This is a genomic window from Amycolatopsis sp. cmx-4-83 (genome assembly GCF_046548815.1).
Classification (GTDB): Bacteria; Actinomycetota; Actinomycetes; order Mycobacteriales; family Pseudonocardiaceae; genus Amycolatopsis; species Amycolatopsis pretoriensis_A.
Genome location: NZ_JAEBEF010000008.1, coordinates 180,987 through 202,946 on the forward strand (window position 1 = coordinate 180,987; position 21,960 = coordinate 202,946).

At 73.8% G+C, this 21,960-nt stretch carries 22 protein-coding genes; 9 read left to right on the top strand and 13 right to left on the bottom strand.

The window, feature by feature from the left end; all coding sequences use genetic code 11:
* Positions 1 to 5: 5 nt before the first annotated feature.
* Positions 6 to 533 (bottom strand): DUF1360 domain-containing protein, encoded by a 528-nt coding sequence (locus ACLJQM_RS25325; RefSeq protein ID WP_410633004.1) that lies wholly within the window; start codon positions 531 to 533, stop codon positions 6 to 8.
* A complete protein-coding gene (locus ACLJQM_RS25330) occupies positions 530 to 976 on the bottom strand; it encodes an SDR family NAD(P)-dependent oxidoreductase (protein WP_410633005.1) in 447 nt (148 codons plus the stop codon). Before ACLJQM_RS25330 ends, ACLJQM_RS25325 begins: the two co-directional genes overlap by 4 nt.
* Before the next feature lie 91 nt (positions 977 to 1,067).
* Between ACLJQM_RS25330 and ACLJQM_RS25335 the strand changes: the two genes are divergently transcribed.
* Both ACLJQM_RS25335 and ACLJQM_RS25340 read left to right on the top strand, forming a co-directional pair.
* Positions 1,068 to 2,081: a DNA topoisomerase IB gene (locus tag ACLJQM_RS25335; protein WP_410633006.1), complete on the top strand. Its 1,014-nt coding sequence runs from the start codon at positions 1,068 to 1,070 to the stop codon at positions 2,079 to 2,081.
* 136 nt (positions 2,082 to 2,217) lie between these two features.
* Entirely contained in the window at positions 2,218 to 2,556 is a 339-nt protein-coding gene (locus ACLJQM_RS25340; protein ID WP_410633007.1) for a hypothetical protein, read from the top strand.
* Positions 2,557 to 2,739: 183 nt separating this feature from the next.
* Here ACLJQM_RS25340 and ACLJQM_RS25345 read toward each other — a convergent pair whose 3' ends face one another.
* Both ACLJQM_RS25345 and ACLJQM_RS25350 read right to left on the bottom strand, forming a co-directional pair.
* Positions 2,740 to 3,120 carry a VOC family protein gene (locus tag ACLJQM_RS25345; protein WP_360782952.1) on the bottom strand — a complete coding sequence of 127 codons (381 nt, stop codon included), beginning with the start codon at positions 3,118 to 3,120 and terminating at the stop codon, positions 2,740 to 2,742.
* A gap of 4 nt (positions 3,121 to 3,124) precedes the next feature.
* Entirely contained in the window at positions 3,125 to 4,141 is a 1,017-nt protein-coding gene (locus ACLJQM_RS25350; protein ID WP_410633008.1) for a YihY/virulence factor BrkB family protein, read from the bottom strand.
* Between the two features lie 52 nt (positions 4,142 to 4,193).
* On the opposite strand from ACLJQM_RS25350, the gene ACLJQM_RS25355 reads away from it, so the two are divergent.
* Positions 4,194 to 4,661 (top strand): SRPBCC family protein, encoded by a 468-nt coding sequence (locus tag ACLJQM_RS25355; protein WP_410633009.1) that lies wholly within the window; start codon positions 4,194 to 4,196, stop codon positions 4,659 to 4,661.
* Positions 4,662 to 4,670: 9 nt separating this feature from the next.
* On the opposite strand, the gene ACLJQM_RS25360 is transcribed toward ACLJQM_RS25355, so the two are convergent.
* From ACLJQM_RS25360 to ACLJQM_RS25385, 6 genes are all read right to left on the bottom strand, one after another.
* A complete protein-coding gene (locus ACLJQM_RS25360) occupies positions 4,671 to 6,263 on the bottom strand; it encodes a phytoene desaturase family protein (protein ID WP_410633010.1) in 1,593 nt (530 codons plus the stop codon).
* 15 nt (positions 6,264 to 6,278) lie between these two features.
* On the bottom strand, positions 6,279 to 7,352 hold the full coding sequence (locus tag ACLJQM_RS25365; RefSeq protein WP_360782962.1) for an NAD-dependent epimerase/dehydratase family protein: 1,074 nt from the start codon (positions 7,350 to 7,352) through the stop codon (positions 6,279 to 6,281).
* Between the two features lie 34 nt (positions 7,353 to 7,386).
* Positions 7,387 to 9,411, bottom strand: coding sequence for a CocE/NonD family hydrolase (locus tag ACLJQM_RS25370; RefSeq protein ID WP_410633011.1), 2,025 nt, complete (start codon positions 9,409 to 9,411; stop codon positions 7,387 to 7,389).
* 20 nt (positions 9,412 to 9,431) lie between these two features.
* Entirely contained in the window at positions 9,432 to 10,622 is a 1,191-nt protein-coding gene (locus ACLJQM_RS25375; RefSeq protein WP_410633012.1) for a zinc-dependent alcohol dehydrogenase, read from the bottom strand.
* Positions 10,623 to 10,689: 67 nt separating this feature from the next.
* The gene (locus ACLJQM_RS25380) at positions 10,690 to 11,685 is read right to left on the bottom strand and encodes an inorganic phosphate transporter (protein WP_247024051.1); all 996 of its coding nucleotides are present in this window, start codon (positions 11,683 to 11,685) and stop codon (positions 10,690 to 10,692) included.
* Positions 11,686 to 12,300, bottom strand: a complete 615-nt coding sequence (locus ACLJQM_RS25385; RefSeq protein WP_247024052.1) for a DUF47 domain-containing protein — start codon at positions 12,298 to 12,300, stop codon at positions 11,686 to 11,688.
* 84 nt (positions 12,301 to 12,384) lie between these two features.
* Here ACLJQM_RS25385 and ACLJQM_RS25390 point away from each other — a divergent pair, with 84 nt between their 5' ends.
* Positions 12,385 to 13,326: a glycosyltransferase gene (locus ACLJQM_RS25390; RefSeq protein WP_410633013.1), complete on the top strand. Its 942-nt coding sequence runs from the start codon at positions 12,385 to 12,387 to the stop codon at positions 13,324 to 13,326.
* Positions 13,327 to 13,349: 23 nt separating this feature from the next.
* Positions 13,350 to 14,558, top strand: coding sequence for a glycosyltransferase family 4 protein (locus ACLJQM_RS25395; protein WP_360782975.1), 1,209 nt, complete (start codon positions 13,350 to 13,352; stop codon positions 14,556 to 14,558).
* 61 nt (positions 14,559 to 14,619) lie between these two features.
* Here the strand turns inward: ACLJQM_RS25395 and ACLJQM_RS25400 are convergent, their stop codons facing one another.
* From ACLJQM_RS25400 to ACLJQM_RS25410, 3 genes are read right to left on the bottom strand one after another with little or no spacing between them, the layout of a single operon-like run.
* On the bottom strand, positions 14,620 to 15,510 hold the full coding sequence (locus ACLJQM_RS25400; protein WP_360782978.1) for a glycosyltransferase family 2 protein: 891 nt from the start codon (positions 15,508 to 15,510) through the stop codon (positions 14,620 to 14,622).
* Positions 15,489 to 16,355: a glycosyltransferase family 2 protein gene (locus ACLJQM_RS25405; protein WP_410633014.1), complete on the bottom strand. Its 867-nt coding sequence runs from the start codon at positions 16,353 to 16,355 to the stop codon at positions 15,489 to 15,491. Before ACLJQM_RS25405 ends, ACLJQM_RS25400 begins: the two co-directional genes overlap by 22 nt.
* Positions 16,352 to 17,203: a polysaccharide pyruvyl transferase family protein gene (locus tag ACLJQM_RS25410; protein ID WP_360782984.1), complete on the bottom strand. Its 852-nt coding sequence runs from the start codon at positions 17,201 to 17,203 to the stop codon at positions 16,352 to 16,354. Before ACLJQM_RS25410 ends, ACLJQM_RS25405 begins: the two co-directional genes overlap by 4 nt.
* A gap of 72 nt (positions 17,204 to 17,275) precedes the next feature.
* Between ACLJQM_RS25410 and ACLJQM_RS25415 the strand changes: the two genes are divergently transcribed.
* From ACLJQM_RS25415 to ACLJQM_RS25430, 4 genes are all read left to right on the top strand, one after another.
* Positions 17,276 to 18,241 carry a UDP-glucuronic acid decarboxylase family protein gene (locus ACLJQM_RS25415; protein WP_360782987.1) on the top strand — a complete coding sequence of 322 codons (966 nt, stop codon included), beginning with the start codon at positions 17,276 to 17,278 and terminating at the stop codon, positions 18,239 to 18,241.
* 111 nt (positions 18,242 to 18,352) lie between these two features.
* Positions 18,353 to 20,020 (top strand): carbamoyltransferase, encoded by a 1,668-nt coding sequence (locus ACLJQM_RS25420; protein ID WP_410633015.1) that lies wholly within the window; start codon positions 18,353 to 18,355, stop codon positions 20,018 to 20,020.
* Positions 20,020 to 20,580 carry an SIS domain-containing protein gene (locus ACLJQM_RS25425; RefSeq protein ID WP_360782993.1) on the top strand — a complete coding sequence of 187 codons (561 nt, stop codon included), beginning with the start codon at positions 20,020 to 20,022 and terminating at the stop codon, positions 20,578 to 20,580. Before ACLJQM_RS25420 ends, ACLJQM_RS25425 begins: the two co-directional genes overlap by 1 nt.
* On the top strand, positions 20,577 to 21,944 hold the full coding sequence (locus ACLJQM_RS25430; protein ID WP_410633016.1) for a PfkB family carbohydrate kinase: 1,368 nt from the start codon (positions 20,577 to 20,579) through the stop codon (positions 21,942 to 21,944). Before ACLJQM_RS25425 ends, ACLJQM_RS25430 begins: the two co-directional genes overlap by 4 nt.
* The last annotated feature ends 16 nt before the right edge of the window (positions 21,945 to 21,960 follow it).

Here is a 21,960-nt window from a genome sequence, read left to right on the forward strand (position 1 = left end):
CCCGGCTAACCGGAAGCGAGCTTCTTGCCCGCGTCGTACAGCAGGTGCAGGGCATCGGCGACGCCGACAGCGGTCAGCACCGTCGCCACCAGCCGGGTCGGCCGCGGCGCCACGACCAGGCCGGCGGCCAAGCCGGTGCCGATCCACACGTCCAGGCAGAACGGGCACGAGACGAGCTCGCCCACGGCGTGTCCGGCGTGGCCCTTCGCCGGCACGGACTCGTTCAGCTCGTCTTCGCCCGCCGGCTCTTCGTACTTCGTGAACGGCGCGCGCAGCGGGCTGGTGATCGCCGCCTTGGCGAGGATGCGGCTGGCCTTGAACGTCGCCGTGCCCAGCAGGACCGTGTCACCGGCGCCGAAGCGGCGGGGCAGGCGCGCACCGGTGACGCGGCCGAGCGCGGCCAGGGTGCCGGCGAAGACACCGAAGACACCCATCGCACCGAGGTAGCCGGCCAGCGGCCGGTCGGCCTCCCCGGCGTAATCGCGCTGAACCTGCTTCGCCTTCGCCACCGCGGCGTCTTTCACGGCACTCATCCCTCCGCCGATCCGGGCCGCATCATCTTGCCCTGCTGCTTGGCTTCGACTTCGTCCGGCAGCACCCGGGAGGCCGCGGACTGAAGCTTGTTCTTCGCCGCACCGGGCACGACCTTGCCCTCGCCTGCCCTCAGGGCTTCGAACCCCGCTTCGGCGATCTCGTGGCCGCGGCCGACGCCCGCGTTGACGGCCGGTGCCTCGACCGGGCGGCCGGCCACGTGCCGGACGAGTTCTCCGACCCCGGCCGCGTCGGCGAGGTCGGTCCGGACCGCCTCGAACCGGGCGCCGCAGGCGCGGACCTCGTCAGCGGCCGCGGACGGCTCGGCGTCCTCGGCGGCGAGCAGGAGGTCGGAATCGTGCCGGGCCGACTGCTTCGCCGGCTCGAGCCCGATCCCGCTGGACGCGCCGGTGACGACGGCCCATGGCTTGGTTGCGGTGGTCATCCCCGCTCCTTCCGGTGCTTTCGCGGTGCGTACCCACCCCACCGGCCGGCAATCGTGGTTTCGCGGTACACCGGGCGGGTACTTCGCGGCGATGGGACGTACCCGACTCCGGCGCAGCGATCTGCGCGGCCCCGGCATCCGGCGGATCCGCCGCGGCCGGGGGTTCTCCTACGCGCACCCCGACGGTTCACCGGTCACCGACGGGGAGCTGCTGGCGCGGATCAAAGACCTCGTCATCCCGCCGGCCTGGCGGGACGTGTGGATCTGCCCGCACCCGAACGGGCACGTCCAGGCGGTCGGCACCGACGACGCCGGGCGGCGCCAGTACCTCTACCACGAGCAGTGGCGGCGTGACCGGGACGAGGAGAAGCACGACCGCGTCCTGGCGATGGCCCGGCGGCTGCCCGGGTGGCGGGAGTCGGTGGAGGCCGACCTGGCCGGGCGCGGCCTGACCAGGAAGCGGGTCCTGGCGGCGGCGCTGCGCATGCTCGACCGGGGGATCTTCCGCACCGGCGGCGAGGAGTACGCGGAGGAGAACGGTACCCACGGCGTCGCGACGCTGCTGCGGGCGCACGCGGCCGTCCGCGGCGACGAATGCCGCTTCTGCTACGTCGCCAAGGGCGGTCTCGACCGCGAGGTGGCGATCCGCGACGCGGCGCTGGCCTCGGTGGTGAAGTCGCTTCTCCGCAGCCGGTCCGGGAGCGACCGGCTGCTCGCCTACCGCGAGGGCGGCACCTGGCACGAGGTGCACGCGGCCGACATCAACGAGCGGTTCAAGGAGCTGGCCGGCCACGACTGCTCGGCCAAGGACCTGCGCACGTGGACGGCGACGGTCCTGGCGGCGGCCGCGTTCGCCGCGGCCGACCCGCCGACGTCCGAGACCGCCCGCAAACGCGCGGAGGCCGGGGTGATGCGGGAGGTCTCCCAGGCTCTCGGCAACACGCCGGCGGTCTGCCGGGCGTCCTATGTGGACCCCCGGCTGGTGGCGGCGTACCGCGACGAGCGCACCATCGCACCGGCGTTGAAGCGGGCGGCCCGGCTGGAGGGTGACGACGCGCGCGCGGTGCTGGAGAAGGCGTGCGCGCGGCTGCTCAAAGCATCGTGAGATTGGAAGTCACTCTTACGGGGAAAACGATCAGGGTGCGGACGTCCGGTGAGCGCCAGGAGGCACGGTGAGTGAACGGCAATCCATCCGAACGTGTACTGGCCCGCGGACACGCCCGTCCGGGACCCTGAGGACGATGACTTCCGACTCCTCACCTGTGCGCTGGCGCGCCTCGATCGGCCTCGCCGTCGGCGGCGACGGCCCGGTGTCGAGCATCGTCGAATCCGAGCACGGCAGCGAGGGTTCGGCGCGGGAGTGGATCGAACGAAAGCTCCCCGGCACCCGCTTCCCGGCGTGGATCCCGGCGGCCCGCCGGGTGGACGGCGTGGAGCTGTTCGGCCGGGTGGCCCGAGGACACGTCGTGACCGGGCGGCTGGTGCCGACCTGGGAATCCGACTCGGGTGCGGCGGTGTGGCACGCGGACCGCGCGGGCGACCACGTGCAGTGGCGCCGCTGCGCGGCCGAGGACCGCTGACCGGGCGGTTAGAAGCGCCGCGGCCGCAGCCTCATCGAGCACTTGGTCGAGGGTGGCCGCAACGCCTGCCTCGCCGACGACGGGGTGCACCCCGCGTCGAACCGGCCCCGCCTGGACCGCCGACGTCATGAACGAGTCGTTCACCTCGCCGGACGTCAGGAACGACTCGTTCATGACGTCCGCTCAAGCCGTACCCAGCTCCTTGCGCAGCAAGCAGAATTCGTTGCCCTCCGGGTCCTGCAGCACCACCCACGACTCCGTGCCGTCCTGCCCGACGTCCGCCGGGCGCGCGCCCAGCGCCAGCAGCCGCTCCAGCTCCGCTTCCTGGTCGCCGCCCACCGGGTTCACGTCCACGTGCAGCGGCAGCTTGCCGCGGCGGGGGTCGTCCGTGCGGGCCAGCACCAGCGTCGGGGGTCCGTCGCCCAGTGCGGCACCGGGCAGGCCCAGCTCGAGGCCGTCCGGCTCGTGCCCGATCACCTCGTAGCCGAGCACCGCGCACCAGAACTCCGCCAGCCGGTCGGGGTCGTGGCAGTCGAGCACCAGTCCGGTGATCCGGGCGGCCATCCGGTCAGCTCCGTTCCGTTTCGCGCGCGACGTCCGCGGCTTCGTCCTCGTCCATCGCCTTGGTGTCCCGCGGCGGCAGGAAGGGCTCCTCCTGGTCTTCCTCGCGCCCCGCTTCGATGCTGCGGCCGCGGGCCAGTTCGGCGTCGAGCTCGGCGCCCAGCAGCACGGCCAGGTTCGAGATCCACAACCATACAAGGAACACGATCACGCCCGCCAGCGAACCGTAAGTCTTGTTGTACGAACCGAAGTTGGCGACGTACAGCGCGAACCCGGCCGACGCCAGCACCCACAGCAGCACCGCCAGCAGGCCGCCCGGGGTCAGCCACTTGAAGCCCGGCTGCCGCACGTTCGGGCCCACCCAGTACAGCAGCGCGAACGCCACGCTGACCAGCAGCGCGATCACCGGCCACTTCGCGATCTCCCACACCAGCACCCCGGTCGAGCCGAGCCCGATCAGGTCGCCCAGCCGGCGCGCCACCGACCCGGTGGCCACCACGCCCAGCGCGCACAGCGCCAGCAGCACGACGATCCCGATCGTCAGCAGCACCCGGATCGGGACGACCTTCCACACCGGCCGGCCTTCCGGCATGCCGTAGATCGCGTTCGACGCCCGCATGAACGCGCCCACGTACCCGGACGCCGACCACAGCGCGCCGAGCAGGCCGATGATCGCCAGCGGCCCGGCCAGGCCGCGCGAGCCCGCCAGCTCCTTGATCGCGCCGATCAGGACGTCCTTGCCCTGGCCCGGGACGACCTGGCCGACGTTGTCGATCACGGTCTGGATCTTGTCCGGGCCGAGCAGGCCGAGCAGCGCCGTGAGCACGATGACGCCGGGGAACAGCGACAGCACGCCGTAGTAGGTCAGCGCGGCGGCCCAGTCGGTCAGGTTGTCGCGCCCGAACTGCTTGACCGTGCGCTTGAGGACCGCGCCCCACGAGCGCTTGGACAGCTCCCCCGGTCCTTCGGGTTCTCTCTCACGCCTGGCCACCATCGCCACCTCCTGCTCGGTCGGCGGTGGCATACCCCGTCCGGCACTGGGTATTCCCCTTTCGTCCCGACGACCAGGAGGAACCGTGACCGAGGTCAGCCGCGTGATCGACGTACCGCCCGATGCCGTGTTCGACGTCCTCGCCGACGGCTGGCTCTACGCCGGCTGGGTGGTCGGCAGCTCGCACATCCGCGACGTCGACCCCGGGTGGCCCGCGGTGGGCTCCCGGATCCACCACAGCGTGGGCCCGTGGCCGGTGCACATCCAGGACGTCACGGTGGTGCGGGCGGTCGAGCCGGGCCTGTCGCTGTCGCTGGAGGCGCACGGCTGGCCGCTCGGCGCGGCGGCGGTCGGGCTGACGCTCGTCCCGCACGGCGAGGGAGCGACGCTGGTCCGGATGACCGAGCACATCGTCCGCGGTATCGGGAAGGTGCTGCCGGCGGCGGTGCAGGCGCTCGTCGTCAAGCCGCGCAACACCGAGTCCCTGGCCCGCCTCGCGGACCTGGCCACCGGCAAGCACGCCCGCGCGCGGGAGGGCCACCCGCGCCCGTAGTGCGCGGGTTCAGCTGTAGATGGCTCGGTGGGCGGCCCGGATCACCGCCGCGTAGCCGCCGCCGAGGCGGCCGGCGCGGGCCAGCGCCGCGCGGGCCGCGTTGGCGCCCGGGCCGCCGTGGACCGCGCCGCCCGGGTGGGCCGACGCGCCCGCCAGGAACAGCCGGTCCACCGGGGTGTCCGCCCGGCCCGTGCCCGGCACCGGCCGGAAGAACAGCTGCTGGTGGATCGCCGTCGTGCCGGCGTTGATCGCGCCGCCGACCAGCCCCGGGTTGCGCCCGGCCAGCTCGACCGGCCCCTGCAGGTACCGCGCCTTGATCAGTCCGGTGAACCCCGGGGCGTTGGCTTCGATCGTCTCTTCGATCCGCTTCGCCCGCCGCTCCAGCGCCGAGCGGTTCTCCATCGTGCCGCGCGGCACGTGCGTGTACGCCCACGCCGACTCGGTGCCCGCCGGCGAGCGCGTAGGGTCGGTCGTGGTCATCTGGCCCAGCAGCAGGAACGGGCGGCGCGGGGTCCGGCCGCGGGCCAGTTCGCCGCCGAACGCCGCGAGCCCGTCGAGGTCCGTGCCGAGGTGGATCGTGCCCGCGCCGCGCGCGGCTTCGTTCGTCCACGGGATCGGGCCCGACAGCGCCCAGTCCACTTTGACCGTCCCGCTGTCCCATTCGAACTTGCGGAGGTCCTCGACCAGCCGCGGGGGCAGCCACCGCTCGCCCACCAGCTCGCGGTACAGCACCGGCGCCGGTATGTCGGCGAGCACGGCCTTGCGCGCCCGGACCGGGTCGCCGGCGGCGTCGCGCACGCCCAGCGCGCGCCCGTCACCGACGAGGACCTCCCGCACCGGACGTCCACAGTGGACTTGACCGCCGCGGGACTCCAGCCGCCGGACCAGCGCCGCGACCAGTTCGCCCGCCCCGCCTTCGGGGACCGGGTAGCCCTCGTCCTGCCCGATCATCGCGAGCAGCCAGCCGAACACCGCGCTGCCCGCGTTGTCGACGGAAAGGTCGCTGTGCGCGGAGTTCCCCGCCACGAGCAGCTTCGCGCCCTCCCCGGTGAACAGCTCGTCGCCGAACCGGCGGGCCGGCAGCGTCAGCATGCGCGCCAGGCGCAGCGCGTCCCCGGTCCCGGTGCGGCGCAGCAGTTTCAGCGCCGGGCGCACCGGCGGGAACGGCGTGAACAGCGCGTTCAGCAGCGGCTCGCGGATCTCCCGCCACTGCTCGAACAGGCCCCGCCACGCGTCGCCGTCGCCCGGGGCGAACTCGTCGACCGAGGCGGCCGTGCGGTCGAGGTCGCGCGAGAGCACAACGCACCGGTCGTCGGGCAGCACGTGCGCCAGGACGTCGGGGGCGTGCCGCCAGCGCAGGCCGTGCTCGGCCAGCCGCAGGCCCCTGATCACCGGTGACACCGCCGAGAGCGGGTAGAACGCGCTGAAGAGGTCGTTGCGGAAGCCCGGCTCGGTGACCTCGGCGGTGCGGACCGAGCCGCCCGGGTGGTCGGTCGCCTCCAGCACCAGGACCGACCAGCCGGCGTCGGCCAGGACGTTCGCCGCCACCAGCCCGTTGTGCCCGGCGCCGAGCACCACCGCGTCGAAGGCTTCCGTACTCACTGGCCCTCCTGGAGTTCAGGCTTGCGACTGGTGACTCGGCCCGACCCGGGTGAGCGAGCGGAGCCGGGCCAGTACCCCGGAGCCGCGCGGCGGGGCCAGGGGCGGGCTCGCCGCCCCCGCCCCCGAGCGCAGCCCGGCGACCAGTTCGGCGATCGCGGACGCGGCATCGTACCGAGGTTGCCAGCCCAGGACGGTCTCCGCCACCGTGGTGCCGGCGAGCGCGGCGCGGTCGGCGAGTTCCAGCCAGCCGGGGTGCACCGGGAGCACGCCGCCGGCCCAGGCCGCGAGGACGGCCGCGCTGGCGAGTGGTTTCGGCACCGGGAGACGGGGACCACCGAGGACGGCGGCCAGCTCATCGGCGTCGAGCACCCCGGGCGCGGCCAGGTTGACCGGGCCGGTGAACCCCTGGCCGAGAATCAACCGGATCGCCTCGGCGACGTCGTCGGTGTGCACGGCCTGGGCGCGCAGGTCGTGCCACAGCGGAACCGGCAGCCGCCGTCCGCCGACGAGCCGCGCGGGCACCACCGGGTCGAGCAGCCAGCGGGCGAACTCGCCGGCCGCGCGCCGCTGCAGGATCGCGCACGGCCGGAGCCGGGCCACGCCGACCTCCGGGTGCTGCGCCTCGAACCGGTCCAGCCGCGACTCGAGCGCGGCCTTGCCGCGGCTGTAGGCACTGCGGGCGATCCCCGTGCACGGGTGGTCCTCGCCGACCTTCTCCCAGCGCGGCGCGGGCCCGTAGGCGGCCACCGAGGACGCGACGACCAGGTGCGGCACCCCGGCGGCCGCCACCGCGGCGAGCACGTGCCGGGTGCCGTCGTCGTTGGTGCGCGACATCGGCGGTTCGCCGCGCCGCGGCGAGATGGCCCACGCCAGGTGCACGACGGCGTCCGCGCCCTCGAACAGCGTGGTCAGCTCTTCCTCGGCGCCGGGGCCGCCGACGTCGAGCGCGTGCCAGCTCGCCGAGCGGTACGGCTCGGCCGCCGGGTCGGGCAGGCGCCGCGCGAGCCCGGCCACGTCGTGGCCGGGCTCGAGGGCGGCCAGCAAGGCCGTTCCGACGTTCCCGGTGGCTCCGGTGATCACGATCCGCACGCAGGTGGCGTACCCCGTGTGGCCCCCGCGAAACTCAGACCAGGTCGCGGGGGATCCGCCGGTGCCAGTTGCGCGAGACGACCCGGCGGGCCCCTTCGTAGCCGTCGAGCCGCGCATCGATGACGAATTCGGTGTCCGTGCAGGACACGCGGGTGTGCGTCTCGCTGCGCGCCACCCACTCGCCGCGGGCGAAGGTCACGTCCCACGCGGTCTCCGCCACCGGCGAGCAGAAGTCGTCGGCGACCCACGTGTAGCGCTCCCGGACGTCCCGGGTGACTTCCAGGTCGAGGTCGTCGAAGCGGACGGTCCCGGCGTCCTTCACGATGTCGAGCGCGGAGTGGTAGTCCACCAGATCGCGCGAGACGGTCCAGCGCTGCTCCCCCGGTGTCAGCGCGGTCACCGGCATCGGCGGCGCGCCCTCCGGCGGCCCGAACGGCCGGGCGGGCAGCTCGTCCGGCTCGGCGACCGGCCGGACCGGCAGCTCCAGCGCGCTGTGTCCGGTGTGGACGGACAGCAGCACGGGCGTCGGCGGCGGCCACGCCAGCGGCCAGTACGAAGTGGACAGTGAGAGCCGGATCCGGTGCCCGGCCGGGAAAGCCTGCGCGACGGCGTTCAGCTCGATCTCGACCGCGCACCGCTCCCCCGGCTCCAGCGGCGCCGGCTCGTCGTGGCCGTCGCGGTGGGTCAGGTTGAGCAGCCCGTAGGTGACGCGGGTGGCGCGCCCGTCCGGTGCGACGTCGGAGAGCCGCGCCGCGACCATCGCGACCGGCTGATCGGCCGACACCTCCAGCCGCACGACCGGCGAGCCGAGGATTTCGCACCGCTCGGTGAGCACGTCGGTGTCGAAGACGAGCGACCCGCCGTCCTCTTCGCGCTGGTCGTAGGGCAGGTCCGGCGGTGCGCTGTAGGACGCCCACTTCCCGGAGAACTGCCCGACCGACAGCGGCGAAGACACCGTCAAGGGCTCGTCCTCGACGCTCTCCCCCGGCCGCGCGAGGCGGTGCGGGGCGAGCGGCAGCCGCTGGGGCTGGACGTGCGGCGACGGCCAGGTGGCCTCGCCGACCCAGCGGCCGGGCCGGTCCTCGTAGGACGTCGAGGGCGGGACGCTCTCCTGCAGCCACGTCCGCAGCATCGGCCCGTCCATGGCATCGTTCTCCTCGCCGCGGAGCCAGTGGTCCCACCACTTCACGACTTCCTGGAGGTACCCGATCGCCGGCCCGGGCTCGCCGAGGTGCGGGTACTTGTGCGACCACGGCCCGATCAGCCCCCGCCGCGGGACGTCGAGGTGCGCCAGCAGCCGGATGACGGCGTTGGAATAGCCGTCGGCCCAGCCGCTCGAGGCCAGCACCGGCACCTGGACGTCGGTGTAGTTCTCCGACACCGAGGCGTGCCGCCAGTAGTCGTCGCGGCGCTGGTGGCCGAGCCAGTTCTCGATCCACAGGCTGCAGTTTTCCAGGCGCTCCAACCACATTTCGCGCCACCGGTCACCGACGACGGCCGGATCGGGCGGCAGCGTGGCGTAGGCGAACATCGTGCCGGACTCGGCGACGTTGTCCGAAAGCAGGCAGCCGCCCATGTAGTGCATGTCGTCGGCGAACCGGTCGTCGGTGAACGACGAGATCACGATGGCGCGCAGGCTCGGCGGCTTCCGCGCGGCGACCTGGAGCGCGGCGAACGCGCCCCAGGAAATCCCCATCATCCCCGTGTCGCCGGTGCACCACGGCTGCGCGGCGATCCACGCCAGGACGTCCTCGGCGTCGAGCTGCTCGCGTTCGAGGTACTCGTCGGCCAGGATCCCTTCGGACTCGCCGGTGCCGCGGATGTCCACCCGCACGCACGCGTACCCGTGCCCGGCGAGGTAGGGGTGGTGGATCGAGTCCCGCGGCGCGGTGAGGTCCCGCTTGCGGTAGGGGATGTACTCGAGGATCGCCGGCACCGGTTCGGCGTCCGACGAGACCGGCCGCCAGATGCGGGCGGACAGGACGGTCCCGTCGGACGCGGGGATCCGGACGTGGTCCTCGACGGTGATTTCGTGCGGCAGCGAGGTGACGGCTCGCAAAGGTCGATTCCCTCCCGGGGTTACGCGTTGGGCTGCAACAGGATCTTCTGGGCGCCGTCGAGCTTCTTCTGGAAGATGTCGTACGCGCGCGGGGCTTCGGCCAGCGGCAGCTTGTGGGTGGCGAAGCCTTCGACGCCGAGCGGGTCGCCGTCGCCGGTGAGCACCGGCATGATGTCGTCGAGCCAGTGCCGGACGTTGGCCTGCCCCATCCGCAGCTGCACCTGCTTGTCGAACAGCTCCATCATCGGCATCGGGTCGACCATCCCGCCGTAGACGCCCGACAGCGAAATCGTGCCGCCGCGCCGGACGCTGTCGATGGCGGCGTAGAGCACGCTCAGCCGGTCGATGCTGGCCTTCTCGGTGACCTTGGCGCCGATCGCCTGCGGGAGCAGGTTGACCAGGTTGTGCGCGAGCTTCCCGACCGGGGCGCCGTGCGCTTCCATGCCGACGGCGTCGATCACGGAGTCGGCCCCGCGGCCGTTCGTCAGCTGGCGGATGCTGTCGCCGATGTCCTTGTGGTCACGGGTGTCGAGCGCGGTGGCCCCGTGTTCGCGAGCACGCGCGAGCCGCTCCGGCACGAGGTCGACGCCGATCACCTGGGCCGCCCCGCGGTGCCGGGCGATCCGGGCGCACATCTGCCCGATCGGCCCGAGCCCGAAGACGACCACGGTCCCGTCGGCGGGGACGTTCGCGTACTCGACGGCCTGCCAGGCGGTCGGGACGACGTCGGAGAGGTAGACGAACCGCTCGTCCGGCGGGCCGTCCGGCACCTTGATCGGACCGTACTGGGCCTGCGGCACGCGCAGATAATCGGCCTGGCCACCGGGGACCTGGCCGTAGAGCCGGGTGTAGCCGAGCAGCGCGGCGCCCTTGCCCTGCTCCGTGACCTGCGTGGTTTCGCACTGCGACTGCAGGCCGCGGTCGCACATCCAGCAGTGCCCGCAGGAGATGTTGAACGGGATCACCACGCGGTCGCCGGGCTTGATGTGCTTGACGTCGGCCCCGACCTCCTCGACGACGCCCATGGGCTCGTGGCCGAGGATGTCGCCTTCGGTCATGAACGCGCCCAGGACTTCGTAGAGGTGCAGGTCGGAACCGCAGATGCCGGTCGACGTCACCCGGATGACGGCGTCGGTCGACTCCTCGATCTTCGGGTCCGGCACCTCTTCGACGCGGACGTCGCGTTTGCCGTGCCAGGTCACTGCCTTCATGGCTCTCCCTTTCCGCGTGCGGGTGTCGGCCCCCGGTTTCCCGCACGCGGAGCGGGCAAACGCCCGCTCAGGTGAGCGCGTCCGCCACCAGGTACACCGCGGCCGCCACCGCCGCCGCGGCCGGGAACGTCAGGACCCAGCCCAGGACGATGTCCCGCGCGATCCCCCACCGCACCGCCGAGAGCCGCCGGGTCGCGCCGACCCCCATGATGGCCGCCGTGATCACGTGCGTCGTCGAGATCGGGGCCTTCACCGCGAACGCCGTCACGTACAGCACCGACGACGCCACCGACTCCGCCACGAAGCCGTGCGGCGGGTCCAGCGGGAAGACCCGGCGGCCCAGCGTCCGCATGATCCGCAGGCCACCCGAATAGGTGCCCAGCGACAAGGCCGCGGCACACACCAGGGTCACCCACAGCGGGACCGCGAACGTCGTCTGCTGCCCGGCCGCCACCAGGGCCAGCACGATCACGCCCATGCCCTTCTGGGCGTCCTGCAGGCCGTGGCCGAGCGCGAGCGCCGAGGCCGAGACGATCTGGAAGCGGCGGAACACCCGGCCGCTGCGGTGCGGGTTCGCCCGGCGCAGCAGCCACAGCGCCGCGACCATCGCCGCGTACCCCAGGATCAGCCCGAGCAGCGGCGAAGCCACCATCGGGATCAGCACCTTCTCCGCGATCCCCGCCCAGTGCACGGTGCTCGCCGCCGCCAGCGCCGCGCCGACCATGCCGCCGATCAGCGAGTGCGAGGACGACGACGGGAGGCCGAAGTACCAGGTGACCAGGTTCCAGGTGATCGCGCCGAGCAGCGCGGCGAAGACCACGGTGAGCGCGTCCGGGCCGGCCGGGACGTCGATGATGCCCTTGGCGACCGTCGCGGCGATCCCGGTCGACAGCAGCGCGCCGGCCAGGTTCATCACCGCCGCCAGCACCAGCGCGGCCCGCAGGGTCAGCGCCCGGGTCGACACCGCGCTGGCGATCGCGTTCGCGGCGTCGTGGAAGCCGTTGGTGTAGTCGAAGACGAGCGTCAGCACGATCACCGTGACCAGGGCGGCGGTCCCCGTCACTCAGGACTCCTTGACCGCGATGGTCTGCACCACGTCGGCTACGTGCTCGAAGGCGTCGGCGGCCAGCTCGAACTGCTCGACGACCTCCTTGGTCTTCAGCACCTCGAGGGCGTCCCCGCCCGGCTCGAACAGGTGGGCCAGGATCCGCCGGTAGATGCGGTCGGCCTCGTTCTCGAGCTCGTTGACCTCGATCCAGTACGGCTCGAGGTCGCCGACCTTCGCCAGCCCCGGCATCGACGACGCGGTCAGCTCCGCGCACCGGCACAGCACGCGGACCAGCACGTCCGTGCCCGGCGGGAACGCGTCCACCCGGTACAGCACCGCCAGGTCGGCCGCGGTGTCCAGGAAGTCGAGGACGTCGTCGAGCTTGCCGGCGAGCGCCTGGATGTCCTCGCGGTCGAACGGCGTCACGAACGAGCTGTTCAGCTCCACCATGATCGTGTGCGTCAGCTCGTCACCCTGGTGCTCGACCTCGTGCAGGCGCTTGGCGAGCGCTTCGCGGTCCTCGGGACGGGCCGCCACCAGGTCCCGCAGCAACGCACTCCCGGTCACCAGATTTCTCGCGGCCTCGGTGAGCAGGTCGAAGAACCGGGTGCCCCGTGGGGTGAACCGCATGGGTGGAGATCCCTTCGTCGGCGTCCGGCCGGGTACCGCGGTGGCCTGACGTTTAACCGGTCGTGTCCGGGAAACCAGGAGGACATGACCGATCCCGGCTCCCGGCGCCTGAGGGTACTGCTCTGGCACGTCCACGGCTCGTGGACCGACGCTTTCGTCCGCGGCCGCCACGAGTACCTCCTGCCGGTGGCCCCCGGCGGTGCGCCGTGGGGCCTGGGCAAGGCGGGCCGGGACTGGCCGTCGGTGACCGAGGTCCCGCTGGACCGGCTGGCCGGGGCCGAGCCCGACGTCGTCGTGCTGCAGCGCCCGGAGGAGCTGGACTTCGCCGCCCGGCTGGGCGTGCCGTCCGTCTACGTGGAACACAACGCGCCCCGGCCGTACGCCGCGTCCAGCGAGCACCCCCTGGCCGGGCGCTCGGACATCACGGTCGCGCACGTGACCCACTTCAACGCGGCGATGTGGGACTGCGGCCGCGCGCCGGTCACCGTCGTGCCGCACGGCATCCCCGACCCCGGCGCGCGCTACACCGGCGAGCTCGCCGCGGGCGTGTCGATGATCAACGAGCCGGTGCGCCGCCGTCGCGTCACGGGCGCGGACCTGCTCGGGACGCTCGCCGAGGCCGGCCCGGTCGACGTGTTCGGCATGGGCACCGAGGAGCTCGCCCCGCCCCTGCACGGGCGGGGCGACGTCCCGGCCCCGGCGCTGCACGACGAGATCGCGCGCCGCCGCGTCTTCCTGCACACCGCCCGCTGGACGTCGCTGGGACTGTCCCTTCTGGAGGCGATGCACCTGGCGATGCCGGTCGTCGTCTTCGCCGCCACGGAGGCACCGGCCGCGGTGCCCGCCGACGCGGGGGTGCTCTCCACCGACGTCTCGGTGCTGGCCCGGGGTTTCCGCGAGCTGCTGCACGAACCCGACTTCGCCGTACTGGCCGGCAAGAACGCTCGCGAGCACGCGCTGAAGCACCACGGGCTCGGCGCCTTCCTCACCACTTGGGACCACCTCCTCGCCGAGACGGCCCGCTGAACCCCGAAGGGAACGCCGCACCGATGAAGATCGCGATGGTGTCCGAACACGCCAATCCCCTGGCCGCGCTGGGGGAAGCCGACGCCGGTGGCCAGAACGTGCACGTGGCGGAGCTGTCGGCCGCGCTGACCCGCGCCGGCCACGACGTCACCGTCTACACGCGCCGGGAGAGCCTCGACGAGCCGCCCGAGGTCGGGACCGCGCAGGGCTTCCGGGTCGTGCACGTGCCCGCCGGGCCGCCGCGCAAGGAGCCGAAGGACCGGCTGCTGCCCTACATGGGCGAATTCGGCAGTTTCCTGCGTGACCGGTGGTCGGCCGACCGGCCGGACCTGGCGCACGCGCACTTCTGGATGTCGGGCGTCGCCACCGCGCTCGCGGCGAGCGCGACCGGCACCCCGGTCGCGCAGACGTTCCACGCGCTGGGCGTGGTCAAGAAGCGCTACCAGGGCGACCGGGACACCAGCCCCGCGGACCGGATCCGGCTGGAGCGGATCATCGGCCGCCAGGCCGGGCGCGTGGTCGCGACCTGCTCGGACGAGGTGTTCGAGCTGTCCCGGATCGGTGTGCCGCGGGCCCGGATCTCGATCGTCCCCTGCGGCGTCGACCTCGACCGGTTCACCGTGGACGGCCCGATCGCGCGCCGCCGCGCGCAGCACCGGCTGGTCACCGTCGGGCGGCTGGTCCCGCGCAAGGGGTTCGACACGGCGATCACCGCGCTCGCGCAGCTGCCGGACACCGAGCTCGTCATCGCCGGCGGCCCCGAGCGCGGCCGGCTGTCCCAGGACCCGGAGGCGCGGCGGCTGCGCGAACTCGCCGACCGGCTCGGTGTCGGCGAGCGCGTCCGATGGGCGGGGCAGGTGTCCCGGGAGAACATGCCCGCGCTGCTGCGCTCGGCCGACGCCGTCGTCTGCGCGCCGTGGTACGAGCCGTTCGGGATCGTCCCGCTGGAAGCGATGGCGTGCGGCATTCCGGTGGTGGCGACCGCGGTCGGCGGGCTGACCGACACCGTGGTCGACGGCGTCACGGGGTTGCTGGTCCGCCCGCACTCGCCGAAGGAGCTCGCGTCCCGCGTCCGCCGGCTGCTCGACGACCCGGCGCTGTGCCACGCGTACGGGACCGCGGGCCACGACCGCGCGGTGGCCCGTTATTCGTGGGACCGCGTCGCCGCCGACACGCTGCGGGCCTACCACAAGCTCGTCCCCCAAACCGCCGTCACCGCCGGGGCCCGCTGACCCCAAGCCGTGAGTGCCCCATCGAGAGAACTGAAGGCCCTCGATGGGGCACTCACGGCGTTCAGCCCACGTAGCGGCGGGCCTTCGAGGCGCGTTGGGGTGCTTCCAGCAGGCGCAGGCCGTGCTCGACGTGGGCCGGGACCACCTGCCGTTGCGCGAGCACCCACGGCAGGCCGCGGAGCACGTCCAGGAGCGCCGCCGCCGTAGCGCGGTCGCGGGGTGCCGTGCGCAGGACGTCCCGGCCGCGGCGGAAGACGGCGGGCCAGGGACGGCGGAGCAGGAGCGTCCACAGCGTGTTGCGGATGCCGAGCCGGCGGCGGTGCCTCGGGTCGCGCAGCTTCGACGGCGCGTGGTGGATCACGACGTCCTCCGCCCAGCACATCCACCAGCCGCGCGCGGCGAGGTCCAGCGCGAACAGCTCCTCCTCGCCGCCGAGCCACATCCGCGGCGAGAAGCCGCCGACCTCGCGGAACGCGCTGACGCGGACCGCCGTCAGCCCGGCCATGACGCCGAGCAGCGCCGGGCCGGGCAGCCAGTCCGGGCCGGGCACCGGCGACTCGCGCAGCTCCGGTGTGATCGGGTCCTCGGCCAGGCCCGGCTCGACCAGGCACCGCCCGGTCACCGAGCCGAGGCCCGGGTGGGCGTCCAGGAGGTCCGCCGCGCGGGTGAGCGCGCCCGGCTGCCAGGTGGTGTCGTCGTCGCAGAACGCGACGTACGGCGTCGTGACTTCTTCGACGGCGACGTTCCTGGCCACCGCGCCGAGGTTCTCCGCCAGCCGGAACAGCCGGACACCGGGGAACTCGCGGGCGACCATGTCGGCCGTACCGTCCGCGGACCCGTTGTCCGCGACGAAGATCGGCGCGCCGTCCGGCAGGGAAGTCATGTGCGCCAGGGTTTCCCGCAGCTGCGAGCACCGGTTGCACGTGATGATCACGACCGAGATCCGCGCCATTCGGCAGTCCTTTCCAAGGTCCGGGCCTGGTGTTCGACGTGGGCGGGCAGCACGCGCCGGTAGCTCAGCGCCCGCGGCAGCCGGGCCACCGCGCCGAGCACGGCGCGGGGTGCCGTGACCAGCGTCCGCGCGACCTCCCGGCGGCAGACGCGCGGCGGCCGGCGCAGCACGGCGATGAGCAGCCGGTTGCGCAGTTCGGCGCGGCGGCGCCACGACGACGGCGGCCGCGACCGCGACGGGTGGTGGTGGGCGCGCAGGCGCCCGACGTAGCAGACTTCCCAGCCGTGCGCGGCCAGGTCGTAGGCCAGCAGCTGCTCTTCCGCGCCGAAGTGCAGCAGCCGGCTGAAGCCGCCGGCCTGCAGGTACGCCGTGCGGCGCACGATCGCCGAGCAGGCGAGGAACCCGAGGACCAGCGGCCCGGGCGCGCCCTCGGGGTGCCCCAGCGGGCTGCGTTCCATCTCCGGCGTCACCGGGTCGTCCCGGTCTTCCGGACCGACCAGGGTGCGGGCGGCCAGCAGGCCGGTCCGCGGGTGCTCGTCGAAGATCCGTTCCGCTTCGGACAACGCGTCCGGTGCCCACCACGAATCGTCGTCGCTGAAGGCCACGTAGGGTGTTTCGGCCACGAGGACGCCGAGCGTGCGGGCGGCGGCTCCGAGGTTGCGCGGCAGCCGGATCACCCGCACGTCCGGGTACCGCCCGGCGACCTCGGCCGTGTCGTCCGCGGACGCGTTGTCCAGCACGACGACCGGCGGCGCCGGGTCCAGTGCGGACAGCCGGTCCAGGGTGCGGGCCAGTTCGGCGGCACGGTCGCGGGTGGCGATGACGACGGTCGTGCGCGCGCTCACCGCTGCCCCACCAGCGCGTCGACGAAGCCCGTCAGCGACGGGACGGGGGGCTCGACCGAAGCCCGGCCCGACAGGCACCACGCCAGCCGGGCGTCGAGCAGATCGGTGTCGCCGGCGTCCTCGGCCGCGACCACCGGCCAGTCCAGCGCCGCGGCCTGCGCGCTCACCTTCCCGCCGCCGGCCACCGGGTCGACGGCGACCACCGGCACCCCCGCCTTCAGCCCGAGCACCAGCCCGTGCAGCCGCGTGGACACCACCGCGTCCATGGTGGACAACGCCGAGACGAACTGGTCCGGGGTGGCGCACCGCTCCCAGTCGTCGTGCGCCAGGCGGGTGTCCAGGGGCACGCGGGCGCAGTCGAGGCCGGCGAGCCAGCCGGTCAGCGCCGCGTGGACCTCGTCGTGGCGGCCCGCGCTCCCGTACTCCGGCTGGTGCGGCGCCAGGACCACGCCGAGCACCGGGGTCTTGGCGACGGACGCGGCCAGCGAGAGGTCCGCGGTTTCGCCGTCGTCGCGCGGGAGGACCCGGTCGAACCCGGTCACCGCCGGGTCGTCCGGGTCGGGCACGGACACGCCGACGGCGATCCGGCGGCAGTTCGCGTACCGCTCGTGCAGCGAGCGCACCTGCGGCCCGTGCACCGGGCCGCAGGCGAACACGACGTGCGTGTAGTCCGACGGCGGCGCGTCCGGCAGGTGCCGGGCCCCGGGGCGGAAGCCGGGGCTCCACGCGACGTCGTAGTCGATGCCCGCCTCCGCCAGCGCGGTGCCGGCCGCGCGCAGGCTCAAGACGTCCCCCGCGGTCGCTTCGCCGTGCAGGAAACTGGCCCATCCGGTGAGCAGAACTCGCATGGTCCCCGGCGTACCCGCTCGGGGTGGCCTTACACGGGTTTGCCGCCCTCGCCGCCGGGTAGCCGCCCCGGCATGACGAATCCGGGAGTGACCAGGCGGTTCGAGCGCGCGGTGGTGACCGGGGGTGCCGGCTTCGTCGGCGCGCACCTGTGCGAGCTGCTGCTCGCCGAGGGCCTCGAAGTGCTCGCCGTGGACAACCTCGCGACGTCCTCGGCGGACACCCTGACCGGGCTGCGCCGCCACGAGCGGTTCCGGTTCCTGCGCCACGACGTCACCCACCCGATGCCGCTGCCCGGCCGGGCGGACGTCGTCTTCCACCTGGCTTCGGCCGCGTCGCCGCGCGACTACCTGGCCCTGCCGATCGAGACGCTGCGCGCGGGTTCGCACGGCACCGAGAACGCCCTCGAACTGGCCCGCCGCGACGAAGCCCGGTTCGTGCTCGCCTCCACCAGCGAGGTCTACGGCGATCCCCTCGAACACCCGCAGCGCGAGCGGTACTGGGGCAACGTCAACCCGATCGGGCCGCGCAGCGTCTACGACGAAGCCAAGCGGTACGCCGAAGCACTGACCGCCGCCTACCGCCGGGTGCACGGCGTCGACACCGGCATCGCGCGGATCTTCAACACCTACGGCCCCGGCATGCGCGCCCACGACGGCCGGATGATCCCGGCGTTCATCGGCCAGGCGCTCGCGGGCGAACCGATCACGGTCACCGGAACGGGCGAGCAGACCCGGTCCATCTGCTATGTCGAGGACACCGTCCGCGGCCTGCTGGAGCTCGCGCGCTCCGGGCACCCCGGGCCGGTCAACCTCGGCAACCCGCACGAGCTGACCGTGCGCCAGGTCGCCGAGCGGATCAAGGAGATCACCGGGTCCGGCTCCCCCGTCGAGGAGGTCGACGCGGTCGTCGACGACCCGCAGCGCCGGTGCCCCGACATCTCGCTCGCGCGGGACGTCCTCGGCTGGGAACCGAAGGTCGACGCGGACGACGGTCTGCGCCGCACGACGGCGTGGTTCCGGCGGGCACCGCTGCGCTGAGTAGCGACGCCCAGGGCTTTTGCCCGCGATCGTTTATGGGTGACTTCGCCGGGTAGCGCTATAGGCGAACGCGGACGGGAGAGTCCGCACCGGAATGCCAGAGGCAGGTCGATGCGCATCCTCGGGATCAACGCCGTCTTCCACGACCCGGCCGCCGCACTGGTGGTGGACGGCGAGATCGTCGCCGCGGCCGAAGAAGAACGCTTCAGCCGCCGCAAGCACGGCAAGCAGGCGGTCCCCTTCTCCACCTGGGAGCAGCCCGCCGAAGCCGCGGCCTGGTGCCTCGCCCGTGCGGGACTGTCCGCGAAGGACCTCGACGCGGTCGGCTACTCCTACGACCCCGCCCTGGTCGAACCGGGCCTGCCCGGGCACGACCCGAGCGGCGAGGAACTGCGGACGGAGTTCGCCCGGCGGGCGCCGCTGTTCCTGAAGTCCGCGTTGCCCGGGCTCGACCCCGGGATCGTCCGGTTCGTCCGGCACCACGTGGCGCACGCCGCCTCGGCCGCGCTCGCCGCGCCGTTTGGCGACTGCGCCGTGCTCGTCGCCGACGGCCGCGGCGAAAGCACCTCCCACCTGGCCGGCGAGTACCGCGACGGGCGGTTCAAAGAGCTTGCGGCGCAACGGCTCCCGCACTCGCTCGGCCTGCTCTACGAAGACCTCACCGAGCACCTCGGCTTCGCCCGGTCCAGTGACGAGTACAAGGTCATGGCCCTGGCTTCCTACGGCAAGCCCCAGTTCGCCGACGCGCTGCGCGAGCACGTCCACGTCACCGGCGACGGCGGGTTCCACGCCCACGGCGTGGACCTGGCGGCGCTGGCCCCGCGCCGCGAGGCCGGCCAAGAACCGGGGCCCCGGCACGCCGACCTCGCCGCGAGCGTCCAAAAGGTCCTCGAGGACGTCCTGCTGGAGCTGGCGGACTGGCTGCACGAGCGCACCGGGCAGCGCGACTTGGCGCTGGCGGGCGGGATCGCGCTCAACTGCGTCGCCAACACCCGCCTGCACGCCGAAGGCCCGTTCGACCGGATCTGGGTGCAGCCCGCGGCCGGCGACTCGGGCACCGCGCTCGGCGCGGCCCTGCAGCTGGCCGCCGACGCCGGCGAACGCGGTGCGCCCATGGGCGACGCCGGGCTCGGTCGCGAGTGGACGGACGAGGAGCTCGAGGAAATCCTCGTCACCGCGAAACTGCCCTACGAACGGCCGGACGACGTCGCCGAGACGGTGGCCGAGGCGCTGGCGAACGACGAGGTGATCGCCTGGTTCCAGGGCCGCGCCGAGTTCGGGCCGCGGGCGCTCGGGCACCGGTCGCTGCTGGCCCACCCGGGCCGCGAGGCGAACCTGGAGCGCCTCAACGACGTCAAGGGGCGCGAACAGTTCCGCCCGGTGGCGCCGATGGTGCGGGCCGAGCGGGCGGGCGAGATCTTCCGCCGGGGACCGCTGCCCAGCCCGTACATGCTGTTCGTGCACGACGTCGCGGCGGACTGGCGGGACCGCATCCCGGCCGTCACGCACGTCGACGGCACGGCCCGCGTGCAGACCGTCGAAGACCGCGAAAACCCCGTGCTGGCGAGGATGCTGGCCGGGTTCGAGCGGCGGACCGGCCTGCCGGTCGTCATCAACACCAGTCTCAACACCGCGGGCCGGCCGATGGTCGACTCGCCCCGCGACGCGCTCGAGTGCTTCGGCTCGGCGCCGATCGACCTGCTGGCGCTGGGGCCGTTCGTGCTCCGCCGCCCGACCCGGACCGGCGCGGCGTCGCCGGCGAAGAAGGAGGTGCTGTGATGGAAGACCACCTCGCCGCGCTGGCCGAGGCCGCCCGGCGGACCCGCGGATCCGCGCCCAAGATCACCGCGTGGGGCCGGCACCTCGCCGGTGTGTTCGCCGCGGGCGGGCGGTTGCTCGCCTGCGGCAACGGCGGCAGTGCCGCCGAAGCCCAGCACCTGACCGGCGAGCTGGTCGGCCGGTTCCGCGGCGAGCGGCGGCCGCTGTCGGCCATCGCTCTGCACGCGGACACCTCCGCGACCACGGCCATCGTCAACGACTACGGCGACCACGAGGTCTTCGCCCGCCAGGTGCACGCGCACGGGCGGCCGGGTGACGTGCTGGTCTGCCTCTCGACCAGCGGCACCAGCCAGAACGTCGTCGCCGCCGCGAAGGCCGCGCACGAGCTGGGCGTGACGGCCTGGGCGCTGACCGGGCCCGCCCCGAACCCGCTCGCCGCGTTGTGCGACGACGCCGTGACGGTCGAGGCGCCCACCGTGGCCACCGTCCAGGAGATGCACCTCGTGCTGGTGCACGGCCTGTGCGCGGCGCTCGACGACGCGCTCGGGGTGACCGCGTGAAGCCACTGGTCGTCCTCGGCGACACCCTGCTGGACGTCGACGCCGAGGGGACTGCCGAGCGGCTGTGCCCGGAGGCGCCGGTGCCGGTGGTCGACCTGACCGCGCGGCGCCGCCGCCCCGGTGGCGCCGGGCTGGCCGCGCTGCTGGCGGCCCGTTCGGCGGCCGAGGTCGTGCTGGTCACGCCGGTCGGCGACGACGAAGGCGGGCACGCCCTCACCGGGCTGCTGGAACCGGACGTCACCGTGCTGCCGCTGCCGCTGCGCGGCACGACGGTGTGCAAGACCCGGGTCCGCGCGGGCGGGCAGTCGTTGCTGCGCCTGGATTCCGGCGACGGCACCGCGACCACCGGCCCGCTGCCCGGCCCGGTCCGCGAAGCGCTCGACGAAGCGGGGGCGATCCTCGTCGCCGACTACGGGCGCGGCTTGACGCGCAACCCGCACGTCCGGCGGATCCTGCGCGACCGGGCCGAGCACGTCCCGGTGGTCTGGGACCCGCACCCGCGCGGCGCCCAGCCGGTGCCGGGCAGCGCCCTGGTCACGCCGAACCTCGCCGAGGCGCGCGCGGTGCTCGCCGGGCACGAGGACCCGGCCGAGCTCGCCAAGCTGCTGCGCGGGCACTGGCACGCGGCCGCCGTGGCGGTCACCGTCGGGGCCCGCGGCGCCGTGCTCGCCGACGGGCTCGGGGAGACCGCCGTCCCGATCCCCGCCGCGGCACGGCCCCCGGGCCATCCCGCTCCGGACACGTGCGGCGCGGGCGACCGCTTCGCCGCCGCGGCCACCGCGGCCCTGCTCGGCGGCGCGGACGTCACCGCAGCCGTGAAGACGGCGGTTGAAGCGGCCGCGCGGTTCGTCGCGGCGGGCGGTGCGACGGCACTGTCCACGAACGACGGTCCGGTCGCCGAACCGCAGCCGTCGAGCGACGCTTTCGGCTTGGCTTCCCGGGTGCGCGAGAACGGCGGCCGCCTGATCGCCACCGGCGGCTGCTTCGACCTGCTGCACCCCGGGCACGTCAGCCTGCTGCGGCAGGCCCGCGCCCTCGGCGACGCCCTGGTCGTCTGCCTCAATTCCGACGCGTCGGTCCGGGCCCTCAAGGGTCCCGGCCGGCCGCTGGTGCGGGACCGCGACCGGGCCCGCCTGCTCACCGCCCTGTCCTTTGTGGACGCGGTGGCCGTGTTCGACGAAGACTCCCCCGCCGCCGTGCTCGACCGGCTGCGCCCGCACGTGTGGGTCAAGGGCGGCGACTACGCGGCCGCCGACCTGCCCGAACGCGCGGTCGTCGAACGGCACGGCGGCGAGGTCGTCCTCGTCCCGACCGTGCCCGGCTACTCGACGTCCCGGCTGGTCGCCGCCGCGGCCACCGCCTGAAATCCCCGATCCCCGA